Source organism: Methylovirgula sp. (assembly GCF_037200945.1).
GTDB lineage: Bacteria > Pseudomonadota > Alphaproteobacteria > Rhizobiales > Beijerinckiaceae > Methylovirgula.
The window spans coordinates 233,164-247,435 of sequence record NZ_JBBCGP010000001.1; the positions used below are offsets into that span (position 1 = coordinate 233,164).

Consider the following 14,272-nt stretch of genomic DNA (forward strand, 5'->3'; position numbering starts at 1 on the left):
AGAGGCAGAGGCGATGCAGAACCAAACCGAGACCGATGCCGCCGGGCTTCGTCCACAGGTCCTTGAGGTCGGCACCCCGTCAGCGCCGCGCCGAATCGCCTTTCTGCGCCGCGCGGGTGCCAATTCCGCCCTGCCCGGCCTCGTCTGGCTCGGCGGCTTCCTGTCGAACATGCGCGCAACCAAGGCGAGTTTCCTGGATGATTATGCCGCGAAGGCCAGGCGCGCCTATCTGCGCTTCGACTATTCCGGGCATGGCGAATCCGACGGCGAATTCGAGACCGGCACAATCGGCGCGTGGCTCGAAGAATCCCTAGCAATCATCCGCGCGGAAAGCGATGGACCGCAAATCCTCGTCGGCTCCTCGATGGGCGGTTGGCTGGCGCTGCTCTGTGCACAGGCGCTGGCAGCGAGCGGCGATGCCAAGCGCCTCGCAGGCCTGGTGCTCATCGCGCCGGCAGCCGACATGACCGAACGCTTGATCTGGGATCATCTCCCGCCGGATTTGCGCGAGGAGATCGAAAAGAAAGGGCGCTGCTTCCTGCCGTCGTCTTATTCGGATTGGACCTATCCGATCACGCGCGAATTGATCGAGGAAGGCCGCAAGCATCTCGTTCTTGGCGGGACCATTCGCACCCATTGCCCCGTGCACATTTTGCAAGGGATGAAGGATGTCGATGTCCCGTGGACCCATGCGTCGCTGCTGGTTGAACACCTCGCCGGCGATCCGGTGGTGCTGACTTTGGTCAAGGATGCCGACCATCGTTTCTCACGCCCGTCCGACCTGACGCTGCTCGCGCAAGCAATCGATTCCGTCGCCGGAATTCCCCCGCAAGGAGAATTGAAGCTCGAATAGTATCGTCATTGCGAGGCGCGAAAGCGGCGAAGCAATCCAGAAATTCAGGCTGGATTGCTTCGCTTCGCTCGCAATGACGTGGAACTTATTTCGGCGGCGGAAAGGTGATGTCTGCGGCAAAGACTTTTTGCGCACCATTCGGCGGCTTCGGAAACGGCGCCGCGCGCTGCACGAGCGCGAGGCTTTCGACGTCAAGCGCCGCATCACCGCTCGATTTCAGCAACTTCTCGTTCTTTACGCTGCCGTCGTCGTTCAGTTCGAAATAGATCTGCGCCGTACCAAAGACGCCGCGCCGTTTCGCGTCTTCGGGAAATTCCTTTTTCAATTCCAGCATCCCGAAGACGAGCGTCTGATAGCTCACAATGTCATCGCCATCGTCGGACGGCTGCGGCACGGCGACGGCGCGGGAATTATCCTGCATCAGGCCTTGCGGCTGCCCTTCGGGCGTTCCGACCGGACCTGTCGGTGCATGCGGTGGTTTAGCCGCGGGCGTGGTTGGTTGGGGAGGCGTCGCAGGTGGTGTCACGGGCACAGGTATGGGTGTCGGCGGTTTGGGCGCAGGTTGTGGCGGCGGCTTTGCGGCCTCTGGAGCCGGAGGTGGCGGCGGCTTCGGTGCAACTGGCTTCGGCGCCGGCGGTAGCTTTTGCGCGGCTGGGGGCGATGCCGGCTTAGGTTCCGGTGGCTTGGGGGCCAGCGGTTTGGGCGCAGATTCTGGAGGTTTAGCTGCTGGCGCTGGCGGTTTGGGGGCCGCAGGTTTTGCAGCCTCAGGTTTCGGGGCCTGGGGCTTGGATGGCGCGGCAGGTTTCGGCACGGGTTTGCCCGCTGGCCCCGGTTTGACCTCGACGGGGCCGCCAGGCGGCTTGGCTTTGCCTTTCGTCGCGCTGGATGCGTCTTTCGAAGGGTCGGTGACCAGTTCGACTGGGATTTCCTGTTGCGTGTTCGGCTTGAGCGGGGGGGCGTGTTCGGTCCAGATCAGCGCCGCAAGCACGGCGAGATGCAGGGCAAGACTGCCTGCCAGAAAAGCCGGAAAGCGCGCGCGATTTTGGGTGAGACGCAGCCCCACCGGCACGCCATCGGCCAGCCGGTGTCCGGCATCGAAACTTTCACCTTGCTGTCCAAACGAGATCAGCACGGGCTCGGATATGGCGCGCGAATTCTCGGCCAAGCCCCAACTCTCGGATCATATTACCCGGTCAAGCCTAGCCCAAGAGCGTAGCCGGACAAAATCCCTTATCCGTACGCCGTTTAGCGCACGAAGCCGACGATGTCCTTGACCGCGGTGATAACCGGCGCCGCAATCGCCCGCGCCCGCGCCGAGCCGTCGGCAAGAACGCCATCGATGAACGTTTCATCTTTGGAGAGGCGCGCCATTTCAGCACCGATCGGGGCGAGCTTGGCGACGAGCAGATCAACCAGCGCCGATTTGAACGTCGAGAAATTCGCGCCGCCAAAGGTCTGCAGCACCTGCCCCTTGGTCTCGTCGTTCACGGCGGCGAAAATGCCGACGAGATTGTCGAGCTCCGGGCGCCCGGCGAGACCGCCCGTTTCGCTCGGCAGCGCCTCGGGGTCGGTCTTGGCCTTGCGAACTTTCTGCGCGATCAGATCGGCATCGTCGTCGAGATTGATGCGCGAATAATCCGACGGATCGGACTTCGACATCTTCTTGGTGCCATCGCGCAGGCTCATCACCCTGGTTGCCGGACCCTGGATCAGCGGCTCCGGCAGCGGAAAAAACGCGTCGTTATGCCCATGCGCGGCAATCGACTCGGCAAAATCGAGATTGAACTTCTGCGCGATGTCGCGCGCCAGTTCCAAATGCTGTTTCTGGTCCTCGCCGACCGGAACATGCGTCGCCTGATAGGCGAGAATATCGGCCGCCATCAGCACCGGATAATCATAGAGCCCGACTGAGACGTTCTCGCGATCCTTGCCGGCCTTCTCCTTGAACTGGGTCATGCGGTTGAGCCAGCCGAGGCGGGCCACGCAATTCAAAATCCAGGCGAGTTCGGCATGCGCGGCGACCTGGCTCTGGTTGAAGACGATCTGCTGCTTGGCGTCGATGCCCGCGGCCAGATAGGCAGCCGTAACCTTGCGGATGCTGGCTTTCAGCTCAGCCGGGTCCTGCGGCAAGGTGATCGCGTGCAGATCGACCACGCAATAGAGGCATTGATGCGTTTTCTGCAGGGCGACGAATTTGGTGATCGCGCCGAGATAATTGCCGAGGTGCAAATTGCCGGTCGGCTGCACACCGGAGAAAACGCGTTCGGGGAAGTTTGCCATGTTTCTTGGGGTCCGCGAGGGCCAGTCTGGTTCTTTGAGGCGCCGGTGATAGCGCCCCGCGCCCGGTAAAGCAAAGCCGGGATTTCGGCCTCGGAACCGAGGATTTCAGAGAATAAAGCGGCTCAGATCGCTGTTGCGGGCGAGATCGCCGATGTTCTTCTCGACAAAATCCCCGTTGATCTCGATCCGCTCGCCGGAGCGGTCCGGCGCCGAATAACTGACTTCGTCGAGCACCCGCTCCATCACCGTTTGCAGCCGCCGGGCGCCGATATTCTCGACGCTCGAATTCACCTGCACGGCGATCTTGGCGATCGCATTGACGCCGTCCGGCGTGAAAACCAGCTCGACACCTTCCGTCTTCAGCAAAGCCTCATATTGCTTGATGAGGCTCACCTCGGTCTCAACCAGGATGCGGCGGAAATCCTCCTCGTCGAGCGGCGAGAGTTCGACGCGGATCGGCAGGCGGCCCTGCAATTCCGGCAAAAGGTCCGAAGGCTTGGCGATGTGGAACGCGCCCGAGGCGATGAAGAGCACATGATCGGTCTTGACCGCGCCGTGCTTGGTCGAAACGGTCGTGCCTTCGATCAGCGGCAGCAGATCGCGCTGCACACCCTCGCGCGACACATCGGCACCGCCGCGCCCTTCCCGCGCGCAAATCTTGTCGATCTCATCGAGGAAGACGATGCCGTTGTTCTCGACCTCGCGGATCGCGTCCTGGACGATCTGGTCCTGATCCATCATCTTGTCGCTCTCCTCGTTGATGAGCGGCTCAAAAGCATCGTTGACCAAAAGGCGGCGCGGCTTCGATGGTTTGCTTTTGCCGAAAATATCGCCGATCGAAATCGCGCCGATCGAGGCGCCCGGCATGTTCGGCAGTTCGAACATCGGCATATTGGACGACGGCTGCGAAAGTTCGAGTTCGACTTCCTTCTCGCCTAATTCGCCATCGCGCAATTTCTTGCGGAAGGAATCGCGCGTCGCTGGCGAAGCGTGTGCGCCCACGAGCGCGTCGAGCAGCCGCTCTTCCGCGGCGAGATGGGCACGCGCCTGCAGGGACTTGCGCTTGCCCTGTTTCACCTGTGCGATGGCGATTTCGAGCAGGTCGCGGATGATCTGCTCGACATCGCGGCCGACATAACCGACTTCAGTGAATTTCGTCGCCTCGACCTTGAGGAAAGGCGCATTGGCGAGCTTGGCCAGTCGGCGCGAGATTTCCGTCTTGCCGCAGCCGGTCGGCCCGATCATCAAAATGTTCTTAGGCATCACCTCGTCGCGCATCGTGCCTTCGAGATGCAGCCGCCGCCAGCGATTGCGCAGAGCAATCGCGACAGCACGCTTTGCCTGTTTCTGGCCGACGATGAAGCGGTCGAGTTCGGAAACGATTTCGCGGGGAGAAAAGTCGGTCATGTGAGCCGTGTGCATGGATGAGGGAGGCGCTGTGTCAGGGTCGAAGGGAGAAGCCGCAGGATCGCATTGCGCAGCGGCTGCCAGCCGGCGCTGAGCAGCAGGATGAAGAGGCCAAGGGCGAGCAGCGTCGCGCTTGTCAATCCGGCGATGCCGGCAAACCCGGTTTCGCGAAGCAGCGCGCTGAGCGCGATACCCGCATAGGCGAGGCCGGAGACAAGCAAGGCGCGCCGGTCGATCACCAGCGAGATGATGCCGAAGACAAGGAAAATGCCAAGAACAATCAGTGACGTCTGCGTATCCAGAACCGCACCCTGCCGGAACGCAGCGATCAGCGGATGAACGATCAGCGGCGCGGCGAGAAGATGCAGCCAAAAGGCGATATCCGTGCGCCGTGTCTGCCGGGTCGGGTCGGACATATCGAAATACATGGCGAGCGCGAAAACGCCGATCCCGCAAAGCAGCAGCAGACCATTATAGATATTCAATTCGAGCGCCGGATCGATCCAATGGACCGACGCAACGAATGCGATGCAGAGCGCGGCTGCACCGGCGGCAATCGTGATCGGAACGCGGAACCGCCAATAATGAAGCGCCGCGAACGCCGCCGTCGCCAATCCGGCGATCAGCGCGGAGCGCGCGTCGATATTGGCCCAGCCCTCGAAATGTTCGAAGCGGCGGACGAGATAGGATCCGGCATCGTCCGGCGTCACAAGCCCGAGAACGAATTTGAAGACGGCGACGGTAAAGAGCAGCAGCAGAACGATGCTCGGCAACGCCATGCGACGTCGCCGCGTGAAGAATTCCGCCAGCCCCCATGCGAGCACGGCGACAACGCCCCATTTCGCCGTGTCGCCGGCATAATGCGCTGTGATGTCCGCCGCCGCCCAACAGAACAGCGCGATACCGAGCGTCACGAATATATCCGCGAAGCTTGTGATGAAACGCAGGCTCTCGTCGTCCACGGCATTCGCGTCGGGGGCTGCAGCGGCCACTGATACCGTTATTGGCGGAGGCATCGGCGGTGGCGGCGGCAGAGCGACGCGGGCGGCCTCGGCGCGGGCGAGCGTGCGCAATTCTTCCGCCTGCGCGGCGCTCAGCACGTCGCGTTGAACGGCAAGATCGAGCGCCGTCTCAGAGATCACGGCAGGCTCTCGATGACGACATTCCGATTGGTATAGACGCAGATGTCGGCGGCAATATCGAGCGCCCGGCGGGCAATCGTCTCTGCATCGGTCTCCGTCGAGAGCAGCGCGCGGCCGGCGGCAAGCGCATAATTGCCGCCCGAGCCAATGCCCATGACGCTGCCGTCCAGCGTCGCCTCGGGCTCCAGCACGTCGCCATTGCCGGTCAGAACCAGACCCGCCGTCTTGTCGGCGACCAGCATCATGGCTTCGAGCCGGCGCAGATAACGGTCGGTCCGCCAATCCTTGGCCAGTTCGACGCAGGCGCGCACCAATTGGCCGGGATATTGTTCGAGCTTGGCCTCAAGCCGTTCGAACAGGGTGAACGCGTCAGCCGTTGCGCCGGCGAAGCCGCCGATCACCTCGCCCTTGGCGAGGCGGCGGACCTTCTTGGCATTGCCCTTGATGATCGTCTGGCCGATCGTGACTTGCCCATCGCCGCCGATGACGGTCTGGCCGCCCTTGCGCACCATGATGATGGTCGTACCGTGCCAGGATTCATTGCGGGGAGATCGTTCGGACATCGTCTCTTTCAAAAAGCTGGCGCGGCGCGTGGCAAAGCTCGCACCCATCTATGAATTTGCCGCGCGGCTGGCAAGGGCGCGGCCGGCACGCCGGGCACGCATTCAAGCCAAAAAATAAAGCATATCAGGGGCTTCCGCCTCGCCGGCGCGGCTTTGGTTTTCTCTTTGCCTAAATATGTTCTATTGTCCGGCGCCGCATTCCCTGGACAGAAGACCCGAATTTCCCATGCGCAAAGCTGCGATTGCCCGGAAGACCAAGGAAACCGCCCTCGAAGTCCGCGTCGATCTCGACGGGACGGGCCATGCCAATATCTCGACCGGCGTGGGCTTTTTCGACCACATGCTCGAACAGGTGGCCCGCCATTCCCTGATCGATATCGATGTTGCGGCGCAGGGCGATCTGCATATCGACCAGCACCACACGGTCGAGGATACCGGGATCGCGCTCGGCCAGGCGATCCGTCAGGCGCTCGGTGACGCACGCGGCATCATCCGCTTCGGTGAGGCGCTCCAGCCGATGGACGAGACGTTGACGCGGGTCGCGATCGATCTCTCCGGGCGTCCATACCTTGTTTTCAAGACAACGTTCTCGCGTCAGAAGATCGGCGAGTTCGATACGGAGCTTGTGCGCGAATTCTTTCAGGCGCTGGCGACCAACGCCGGGATGAATCTCCACGTCGAAACCCTATATGGCGAGAATAACCACCATATCGCCGAGTCCGCCTTCAAAGGGCTGGCGCGGGCGCTGCGGGCGGCAGTCGCGATCGACCCGCGCCGTAGCCGTGAAATCCCCTCGACCAAAGGGTCGCTGGCGGGCTAGAGCATCGGACCGAAAAGAACGAAGCGGTTTTCGGATCAATCCGCTGCGATTGAAAAGAGACAATTGCGCTGTTCGCTTCGCGCGGAATGACGGCGAGACAACGGATAGGAATCACAGAGGAAATGGCCGTCTACACGGTTTACGTTCCCGATTTCGGCCGACGGGCACTCCAGTCCGACGCCGAGAAATACGCGGCTTTGCCGGACGCGGTCTTCGTCCGCGAGGGGTTTTCGCACGCGGCGTTTTTCCTTGGGCCGTTCTGGCTCGCCTGGAATAGACTCTGGATCGCTCTGGTCGCGTGGTTCGCGATCTATTTTCTGCTGACGATCGAAGCACCGAAGGTGCTCAGCGGTGGATCGATCTTCTGGATAGGACTGCTGCTCGAATTTCTGCTCGGGCTTGAGGGCAACAGCCTGCGGCGCTGGGAACTCGCGCGGCGCGGCTTCCGCCTCACCGATATTGCCGCCGGCCTTCGGCGCAGCGATGCCGAGCGCAGCTATTTCGGCCGCGCCTTGCGCGCGATTCCGCCACCGGTGCCAACGCCGAAAATCAGCGATGCGGCACCGGCGTTCGCGCCACCACCTCATGAAGTCGTTGGCTTGTTTCCGCATCCGGAGGATGCGCGATGAATGTCGCGATCATCGATTATGGCTCCGGCAATCTGCACTCGGCGCACAAGGCGTTTGAACGCGCCGCGCGCGAAGCGGGCCTGAATGCTGAGATCAAAGTCACGGGCGATCCTGAGGATGTGCGCCGCGCCGACCATATCGTCCTGCCGGGCGTCGGCGCTTTCGCCGATTGCCGACGTGGGCTCGACGCGGTCCCCGGCATGATCGAGGCGCTCGACGAACGCGTGCGCAAGGACGGGCAGCCGTTCCTCGGCATTTGCGTCGGCATGCAATTGATGGCCACGCGAGGCCTCGAATACGAAACTACGGACGGCCTCGGCTGGATCTGCGGCGATGTCGCCGCGATCGAACCGTCTGATGCGAACCTCAAAATCCCGCACATGGGCTGGAACACGCTCGCGGCGGAAAAAGCGCATCCCCTACTTGCCAATATTCCCACCGGGCCGGACGGGCTGCACGCTTATTTCGTCCACTCGTTTGCCTTTACGAATGTGCCGAAGGACGAGATCGTCGCTTCGACCGATTACGGCGGCCCTGTCGTCGCGATCGTCGGGCGCGACAATATTGTCGGCACGCAATTTCATCCTGAGAAAAGCCAGAAGCTGGGCCTCGCCTTGATCGCCAATTTCCTCCGGTGGCAGCCGTGATCCTGTTTCCCGCAATCGATCTTAAGAACGGCGAATGCGTCCGTCTGCTTTATGGCGACATGGACAAGGCGACGGTGTTCAACGAAGACCCTGCGGCGCAGGCCGAGGCCTTCGAGCGGCAGGGCTTCATCTATCTGCATGTCGTCGATCTCGACGGTGCCTTTGCCGGCAAGCCTATGAATGCGAGCGCTGTGGATTCCATTCTCGCCCGCGTGAAAATGCCGGTGCAGCTCGGCGGCGGCATCCGCGATCTGCGCACGGTCGAGGGTTGGCTCAGCAAAGGCATTGCCCGCGTCATCATCGGCACGGCGGCCGTGCGCGATCCGGATTTCGTGCGGGACGCGGCGCGCCGCTTCCCCGGCCAGATCGCTGTCGGCATCGATGCGCGCGACGGCAAGGTCGCGGTCGCGGGTTGGGCGGAAGCGACGGAAATGGATGTGATCGAACTCGGCCGCCGCTTCGAAGATGCCGGTGTCGCAGCGATCATCTATACGGATATTTCGCGTGATGGAGCCTTGAAGGGTTTGAACGTGGAATCGACGCTCGCGCTCGCCGATGCAATCTCGATCCCGCTCATCGCGTCTGGTGGCCTTGCCTCGCTGGCGGATGTCGAACGCTTGCTGGAGCCTGATTGCGCCAAGCTCGAAGGCGCGATTACAGGCCGCGCGCTGTATGACGGGCGGCTCGATCCGCGAGAGGCGCTGGCGCTGGTTCGTGGCTCGGAGAAGAGCCTTGCTTAAAGCCCGCCTCATCCCCTGCCTCGATGTGAAGGACGGCCGCGTCGTCAAGGGCGTCAATTTCGTCGATCTGCGTGACGCGGGCGATCCTGTCGCCTGTGCCATCGCCTATGATGCGGCCGGCGCCGACGAACTCTGCTTCCTCGACATCACTGCAAGCCACGAGAACCGCGGCACGCTGCTCGATGTCGTCCGGCGCACAGCGGAAGCCTGCTTCATGCCGCTGACCGTCGGCGGCGGCGTGCGCGCGGTCGAGGATATCCGCAACCTCCTGCTCGCCGGCGCCGATAAGGTCGCGATCAATACCGCCGCGGTGCAGAACCGCGAATTTGTACGCGCTGGCGCGGAGAAATTCGGCAGCCAGTGCATCGTCGTCGCAATTGATGCAAAACAAGTTTCGCCGGGGCGCTGGGAAATCTTCACGCATGGCGGCCGCAAGCCGACCGGCCTCGACGCGATCGATTATGCGCGCGAGGTCGTAAGCCTCGGCGCCGGTGAAATCCTGCTCACCTCGATGGACCGCGACGGCACCAAATCCGGCTTCGATGTCGCTCTGACACGCACTGTCGTCGATGCTGTGAATGTGCCGGTCATTGCCTCTGGCGGCGTCGGTGCGCTCAGCCATCTCGTCGAAGGGATACGCGACGGGGGCGCCAGCGCGGCGCTTGCCGCCTCGATTTTCCATTTCGGCGAATTCAGCATCGCGGAAGCCAAAAGCTATATGGCGAAACACGGCGTCGCGGTTCGCCTCGACGGCGTCGACGTGGCCGCAGCGGCGTGAGGACAGAATGAGCCAGTTCACCCTCGCCGACCTCGCCGCGATCATCGCCCAGCGTGCGAATGCGGATGCAAAAGACTCCTATACCAAGTCGCTGCTGCAGGCGGGCCCTGCCCGCGCGGCGAAAAAGCTTGGTGAGGAAGCCGTCGAGACCGTGATCGCCGCTGTCGAGGGCGAGCCGAAGGCGCTCGTCAATGAAAGCGCTGATCTGCTCTACCACCTGCTCGTTGTCCTGCAGACGCGCGGCGTAGCGCTGGACGACGTTGTGGCGGAGCTCGAACGTCGCACCCGCCAATCGGGGCACGAGGAAAAAGCCGCGCGGAAAGACTGAAATAGGCCGAATCAATTGCCCTTTTGGCCGGTTTAAAAAAATAATTTGTCGTCTAATATGCTCGAAGCCTCGCACGGGGGCCCGGCATGGCCGGGAGATTTATGGACGAGCGCGTCACGCAGCCGCCGGCAATTCTTTCCCCCTATCACCGCTTCACGCGAAGCGAGTGGGCTTCGTTGCGCGCCGATACGCCGCTGACGCTGACGGTCGAGGACCTGAACAGGCTGCGCTCGCTCAGCGAACCGCTCTCGCTCGAAGAAGTTATCGAAATCTACCTGCCGCTCTCCCGCCTGCTGGCGCTTTATGTCGCCGCGACCCAGGGGCTTTATAAAGCGACGCAGCGCTTTCTTGGCTCTGACGGCGGCAAGGTGCCTTACATTATCGGCGTCGCGGGCTCCGTCGCCGCCGGCAAATCGACGCTCGCGCGCGTCATGCAGGCGCTTCTGTCGCGCTGGCCGAACACGCCCAAGGTTCAGCTCGTTACAACCGACGGTTTCCTCTACCCAAACGCCGTTCTCGCGGCGGAAGGCCTGATGGACAAGAAGGGCTTTCCCGAAAGCTACGACGGGATGGCGCTGCTCAACTTTTTGTCTGACGTGAAGGCCGGCACCAGCAATGTCCACGCCCCCGTCTATTCGCATCTGACCTACGACATCATGCCGGACGAATTCGTGACGGTTGACCGGCCCGATATTTTGATCGTCGAAGGTCTCAACGTCTTGCAGCCGGGACGGCCGCCGAAAGACGGACGCGGCACGGCCTTCGTCTCGGATTATTTCGATTTCTCCGTCTATCTCGACGCCGATGAAGATGTTCTCGAGCAATGGTACGTCGAGCGCTTCCAACGGCTGCGGCAGACCGCGTTTCGCGATCCGCGGTCATATTTCCGCAAATATGCCGATCAGACGAACGCCGAGGCGGAAGCGATGGCGCGCGATATCTGGACGCGCATCAATCTGCGCAATCTGCACGAAAACATCCTGCCGACGCGCGCCCGCGCCAGCCTCGTGCTCACCAAAGACGCCAGCCATTCGATCCAGACGGTGGAACTCAGGAAGCTTTAATCCAGCAAACCGTTCTCCGTCGCGAGCACTTTGAGATCGGCCTGCGGCCTGGCGCCATAATGCTGGATCACTTCCGCCGCCGCGAGCGCGCCAAGCCGGGCGCAATCGGCGAGCGTTTGCTCCCGCGACAGACCGACAAGGAAGCCCGCCGCGAAAAGATCGCCGGCGCCGGTCGTATCGACGAGATTTTCGATCGGAAATGCATTGACCGACTGCGTCTCTTCCCGCGTGACGACGAGAGCGCCCTTTTCGCTGCGCGTTACCGCCGCCAGAATGTCTTCCTCGCGCAATTGTGCCACCGCGGTCTTGAAGTCCGCCGTCTGATAGAGCGAATGCAACTCGCTCTCATTGGCGAAGAGAATGTCGATGGCGCGCGAGCGGATCAAATGCAGGAATTCGTCGCGGTAACGATCGACGCAAAACGAATCCGACAGGCTGAGCGCGACTTTGCGCCCAGCGCCATGCGCGATCTCCGCGGCTTTCGCAAAGGCCGTCTTTGCCGCCGGTGGATCCCAGAGATAGCCTTCAAGATAGGTAATCTGGGCCGCCGCGACCTGGGCGGGATCGATATCGGCTTCGCTCAAGGCCTGGCAAGCGCCGAGGAAGGTGTTCATCGTGCGCTGGCCGTCGGGCGTCACCAAGATAAGGCAACGGGCGCTGGCGGCGCCGTCGGTTGCGGACTTCGTCCCGAAGGCGACTTTCGCGGCGCGGATGTCGTGCGCGAACATCTGGCCGAGCGAATCCTGCTTCACTTTGCCAATGAAGCCCGCGCGGGCGCCGAGCGCTGCCGCGCCGATGATCGTATTGGCCGCTGACCCGCCGGAGACGACGATGGTCTGGCCCATCGCGTCGTAGAGTTTTTCCGCCGTCGCCTCATCGATCAACGTCATACCGCCTTTGTTGAGGCTGTGCGCGGCAAGAAAAGAATCATCGCAGGGCGCGATGACATCGACGATGGCATTGCCGATGCCGAGAATATCGAGGCTGGGTTCGGTCATTGGAAGGATGAGACTCTCGCGATAGCGTTTTCAAGCGAAGTGGAACCGGTTCGCGTGAAGAAAACGCGTCAAAGCAAAAACTAGAGCCCGGTCTAATTCATCAGACCGGGCTCTAGATGCGAGCGTTTCGCATCGCCGCGCCGAAAGATCAAGCCGCGGCAAGCGCGGCTTGAGTCTCACGCGAAAATCTGAGCCTCACAGCCCGTCGAATAGAGCCGTCGAAAGATAGCGTTCGGCGAAGGACGGAATGATGATGACGATGTTCTTGCCGGCGAATTCGCTGCGCGCCCCAACTTCGACGGCGGCGGCCACCGCCGCGCCGGACGAGATGCCGACCGGAATGCCCTCCAGCCGCGCGACGAGACGCGCGGTGTCGAACGATGTCTGATTGCCGACTGTCACGACTTCATCGATCAGCTTGCGATCGAGGATCGGCGGCACAAACCCGGCACCGATGCCCTGAATTTTGTGCGGGCCGGGCTGGCCGCCCGAGAGCACAGCGGAATCCTCGGGCTCGACCGCGACGATACGCACGCTGGGTTTGCGGGCCTTCAGGACTTCCGCAACGCCGGTGAGCGTGCCGCCGGTGCCGACCGCGGAAACGAAAACGTCAACTTCGCCATGTGTGTCATTCCAGATTTCCTCAGCCGTCGTGCGGCGATGAATGTCCGGATTGGCGGGATTTTCGAATTGCTGCGGCGTGAAGGCGCCGGGCGTGGCGTTGGAAATTTCCTGCGCCTTGGCGATCGCGCCTTTCATGCCTTGCGGCGCCGGCGTCAGCACGAGTTCAGCCCCTAGCAGGGCGAGCATCTTGCGGCGCTCGATCGACATCGATTCCGGCATGACGAGGATCAGCCGATAGCCCTTCGCAGCGGCGACGAACGCGAGCGCGATGCCGGTGTTGCCGGAGGTCGGCTCGACAATGACGGAGCGCTCCGGCGAAATCTTGCCTTCGGCCTCGGCGGCCGCGATCATCGCGACGCCAATCCTGTCCTTGACGCTGCTGATCGGATTGAAGAATTCGAGTTTCGCCAGAAGATTGGCCTTGATGCCTTTTTCCTTGGCAATCTTATCGAGACGCACGAGCGGCGTGTCGCCGACGGTCTCGACGATCGAATCATAAATGCGGCCGCGTCCCGGCGTATGCGCTACGCCCGCGGCTTCCTTCACTGCGGCTTGCGCCATGGTTTTACTCCTTGCCCGAACATCGGGGCTGCCGAAACAGATATCAAATTCATCTGAAAGCGAGAACATCCGCGTTGTTGCGGCGGACCGGCCGCTATTTCAGGTCTGCGGCGCCGGAACAATCCTCAGATAGGGACGTGGAGCCTTCCAGCCGCCGGGATATTTCTTCTTCGCGTCTTCGTCGGAAACTGCGGGAACGATAATCACATCCTCGCCAGCTTTCCAGTTCACGGGCGTCGCAACCTGATGCTTGGCGGTCAGTTGCAGCGAATCGATCACCCGCAGGATTTCATCGAAGTTGCGGCCGGTGCTGGCCGGATAGGTCAGACTCAATTTGATCTTCTTGTCCGGGCCGATCACGAAGACGGAGCGAACGGTGAGCGTATCGCTCGCGTTGGGATGAATCATCCCATAGATGTTGGCGACCTTACGCTCGGGATCGGCGATCAGCGGGAAATTCAGAGCGTAGCCCTGCGTCTCTCTGATGTCGTCGGCCCATTTCGCGTGGTCCTTCAAAGGATCAACGCTCAGGCCGATTACCTTGACGCCGCGCTTATCGAATTCAGGCTTCAGTTTCGCCGTATAGCCAAGTTCAGTCGTGCAGATCGGCGTGAAATTCTTCGGATGCGAGAACAAAACAGCCCAGGAGCCATCGATATAGTCATGGAACTTGATCGGGCCTTCGGTCGTCTCCGCCTCGAAGTCAGGAGCGATGTCGCCAAGCTGCAGGGCCATAAGCTACTTCTCCAAAAACGCTGTCCGCCGCCCATCCGGCTGGCGGATTAGGTTGTCTCGGCCGAGAAATAACACCAATCCCGCAGCGCCGGAAGTACATAAA

The 14,272-nt window shown here is 61.8% G+C and carries 16 protein-coding genes; 8 read left to right on the forward strand and 8 right to left on the reverse strand.

The window, feature by feature from the left end; all coding sequences use genetic code 11:
• Positions 1–13: 13 nt before the first annotated feature.
• The gene (locus tag WDN02_RS01110) at positions 14–853 is read left to right on the forward strand and encodes an alpha/beta hydrolase (RefSeq protein WP_337291750.1); all 840 of its coding nucleotides are present in this window, start codon (positions 14–16) and stop codon (positions 851–853) included.
• An 85-nt stretch (positions 854–938) separates the two neighbouring features.
• Here the strand turns inward: WDN02_RS01110 and WDN02_RS01115 are convergent, their stop codons facing one another.
• From WDN02_RS01115 to hslV, 5 genes are all read right to left on the reverse strand, one after another.
• Entirely contained in the window at positions 939–2,018 is a 1,080-nt protein-coding gene (locus WDN02_RS01115) for an energy transducer TonB (RefSeq protein WP_337291751.1), read from the reverse strand.
• Between the two features lie 80 nt (positions 2,019–2,098).
• Positions 2,099–3,133 carry a tryptophan--tRNA ligase gene (gene trpS, locus WDN02_RS01120; RefSeq protein WP_337291752.1) on the reverse strand — a complete coding sequence of 345 codons (1,035 nt, stop codon included), beginning with the start codon at positions 3,131–3,133 and terminating at the stop codon, positions 2,099–2,101.
• A gap of 105 nt (positions 3,134–3,238) precedes the next feature.
• Positions 3,239–4,540, reverse strand: coding sequence for an ATP-dependent protease ATPase subunit HslU (gene hslU, locus WDN02_RS01125; protein WP_337291753.1), 1,302 nt, complete (start codon positions 4,538–4,540; stop codon positions 3,239–3,241).
• Positions 4,537–5,682, reverse strand: coding sequence for a hypothetical protein (locus tag WDN02_RS01130; RefSeq protein WP_337291754.1), 1,146 nt, complete (start codon positions 5,680–5,682; stop codon positions 4,537–4,539). Before WDN02_RS01130 ends, hslU begins: the two co-directional genes overlap by 4 nt.
• Positions 5,679–6,245 (reverse strand): ATP-dependent protease subunit HslV, encoded by a 567-nt coding sequence (gene hslV, locus WDN02_RS01135; protein WP_337291755.1) that lies wholly within the window; start codon positions 6,243–6,245, stop codon positions 5,679–5,681. Before hslV ends, WDN02_RS01130 begins: the two co-directional genes overlap by 4 nt.
• A 226-nt stretch (positions 6,246–6,471) precedes the next feature.
• Between hslV and hisB the strand changes: the two genes are divergently transcribed.
• From hisB to coaA, 7 genes are all read left to right on the forward strand, one after another.
• On the forward strand, positions 6,472–7,065 hold the full coding sequence (gene hisB / locus WDN02_RS01140; protein WP_337291756.1) for an imidazoleglycerol-phosphate dehydratase HisB: 594 nt from the start codon (positions 6,472–6,474) through the stop codon (positions 7,063–7,065).
• A gap of 122 nt (positions 7,066–7,187) precedes the next feature.
• Entirely contained in the window at positions 7,188–7,694 is a 507-nt protein-coding gene (locus WDN02_RS01145; protein WP_337291757.1) for a DUF2628 domain-containing protein, read from the forward strand.
• Positions 7,691–8,341: an imidazole glycerol phosphate synthase subunit HisH gene (gene hisH, locus WDN02_RS01150; protein ID WP_337291758.1), complete on the forward strand. Its 651-nt coding sequence runs from the start codon at positions 7,691–7,693 to the stop codon at positions 8,339–8,341. Before WDN02_RS01145 ends, hisH begins: the two co-directional genes overlap by 4 nt.
• On the forward strand, positions 8,329–9,081 hold the full coding sequence (hisA, locus tag WDN02_RS01155; protein WP_337291759.1) for a 1-(5-phosphoribosyl)-5-[(5-phosphoribosylamino)methylideneamino]imidazole-4-carboxamide isomerase: 753 nt from the start codon (positions 8,329–8,331) through the stop codon (positions 9,079–9,081). The genes hisH and hisA overlap by 13 nt, the downstream gene beginning before the upstream one ends.
• On the forward strand, positions 9,074–9,859 hold the full coding sequence (gene hisF / locus WDN02_RS01160; RefSeq protein ID WP_337291760.1) for an imidazole glycerol phosphate synthase subunit HisF: 786 nt from the start codon (positions 9,074–9,076) through the stop codon (positions 9,857–9,859). The genes hisA and hisF overlap by 8 nt, the downstream gene beginning before the upstream one ends.
• 7 nt (positions 9,860–9,866) lie before the next feature.
• On the forward strand, positions 9,867–10,187 hold the full coding sequence (locus WDN02_RS01165; RefSeq protein WP_337291761.1) for a phosphoribosyl-ATP diphosphatase: 321 nt from the start codon (positions 9,867–9,869) through the stop codon (positions 10,185–10,187).
• Between the two features lie 86 nt (positions 10,188–10,273).
• The gene (gene coaA / locus WDN02_RS01170) at positions 10,274–11,251 is read left to right on the forward strand and encodes a type I pantothenate kinase (RefSeq protein WP_337291762.1); all 978 of its coding nucleotides are present in this window, start codon (positions 10,274–10,276) and stop codon (positions 11,249–11,251) included.
• Here coaA and WDN02_RS01175 read toward each other — a convergent pair.
• The 3 genes from WDN02_RS01175 to WDN02_RS01185 form a co-directional block, all read right to left on the reverse strand.
• Positions 11,248–12,249 carry an adenosine kinase gene (locus tag WDN02_RS01175; RefSeq protein ID WP_337291763.1) on the reverse strand — a complete coding sequence of 334 codons (1,002 nt, stop codon included), beginning with the start codon at positions 12,247–12,249 and terminating at the stop codon, positions 11,248–11,250. The genes coaA and WDN02_RS01175 overlap by 4 nt on opposite strands.
• 195 nt (positions 12,250–12,444) lie before the next feature.
• Positions 12,445–13,434: a cysteine synthase A gene (gene cysK, locus WDN02_RS01180; RefSeq protein ID WP_337291764.1), complete on the reverse strand. Its 990-nt coding sequence runs from the start codon at positions 13,432–13,434 to the stop codon at positions 12,445–12,447.
• Positions 13,435–13,533: 99 nt separating this feature from the next.
• Positions 13,534–14,169: a peroxiredoxin gene (locus WDN02_RS01185; protein ID WP_337291765.1), complete on the reverse strand. Its 636-nt coding sequence runs from the start codon at positions 14,167–14,169 to the stop codon at positions 13,534–13,536.
• Positions 14,170–14,272: the final 103 nt, after the last annotated feature.

What these genes read in the sequence shown, in the direction of transcription:
- WDN02_RS01175 (WP_337291763.1), bottom strand. Translation starts at nt 12,249, where the DNA reads ATGACCGAACCCAGCCTCGATATTCTCGGCATCGGCAATGCCATCGTC.
- coaA (WP_337291762.1), top strand. Translation starts at nt 10,274, where the DNA reads ATGGCCGGGAGATTTATGGACGAGCGCGTCACGCAGCCGCCGGCAATT.
- WDN02_RS01145 (WP_337291757.1), top strand. Translation starts at nt 7,188, where the DNA reads ATGGCCGTCTACACGGTTTACGTTCCCGATTTCGGCCGACGGGCACTC.
- trpS (WP_337291752.1), bottom strand. Translation starts at nt 3,133, where the DNA reads ATGGCAAACTTCCCCGAACGCGTTTTCTCCGGTGTGCAGCCGACCGGC.
- WDN02_RS01185 (WP_337291765.1), bottom strand. Translation starts at nt 14,169, where the DNA reads ATGGCCCTGCAGCTTGGCGACATCGCTCCTGACTTCGAGGCGGAGACG.
- cysK (WP_337291764.1), bottom strand. Translation starts at nt 13,434, where the DNA reads ATGGCGCAAGCCGCAGTGAAGGAAGCCGCGGGCGTAGCGCATACGCCG.
- WDN02_RS01110 (WP_337291750.1), top strand. Translation starts at nt 14, where the DNA reads ATGCAGAACCAAACCGAGACCGATGCCGCCGGGCTTCGTCCACAGGTC.
- hisB (WP_337291756.1), top strand. Translation starts at nt 6,472, where the DNA reads ATGCGCAAAGCTGCGATTGCCCGGAAGACCAAGGAAACCGCCCTCGAA.
- hslV (WP_337291755.1), bottom strand. Translation starts at nt 6,245, where the DNA reads ATGTCCGAACGATCTCCCCGCAATGAATCCTGGCACGGTACGACCATC.
- WDN02_RS01165 (WP_337291761.1), top strand. Translation starts at nt 9,867, where the DNA reads ATGAGCCAGTTCACCCTCGCCGACCTCGCCGCGATCATCGCCCAGCGT.
- hslU (WP_337291753.1), bottom strand. Translation starts at nt 4,540, where the DNA reads ATGACCGACTTTTCTCCCCGCGAAATCGTTTCCGAACTCGACCGCTTC.
- hisH (WP_337291758.1), top strand. Translation starts at nt 7,691, where the DNA reads ATGAATGTCGCGATCATCGATTATGGCTCCGGCAATCTGCACTCGGCG.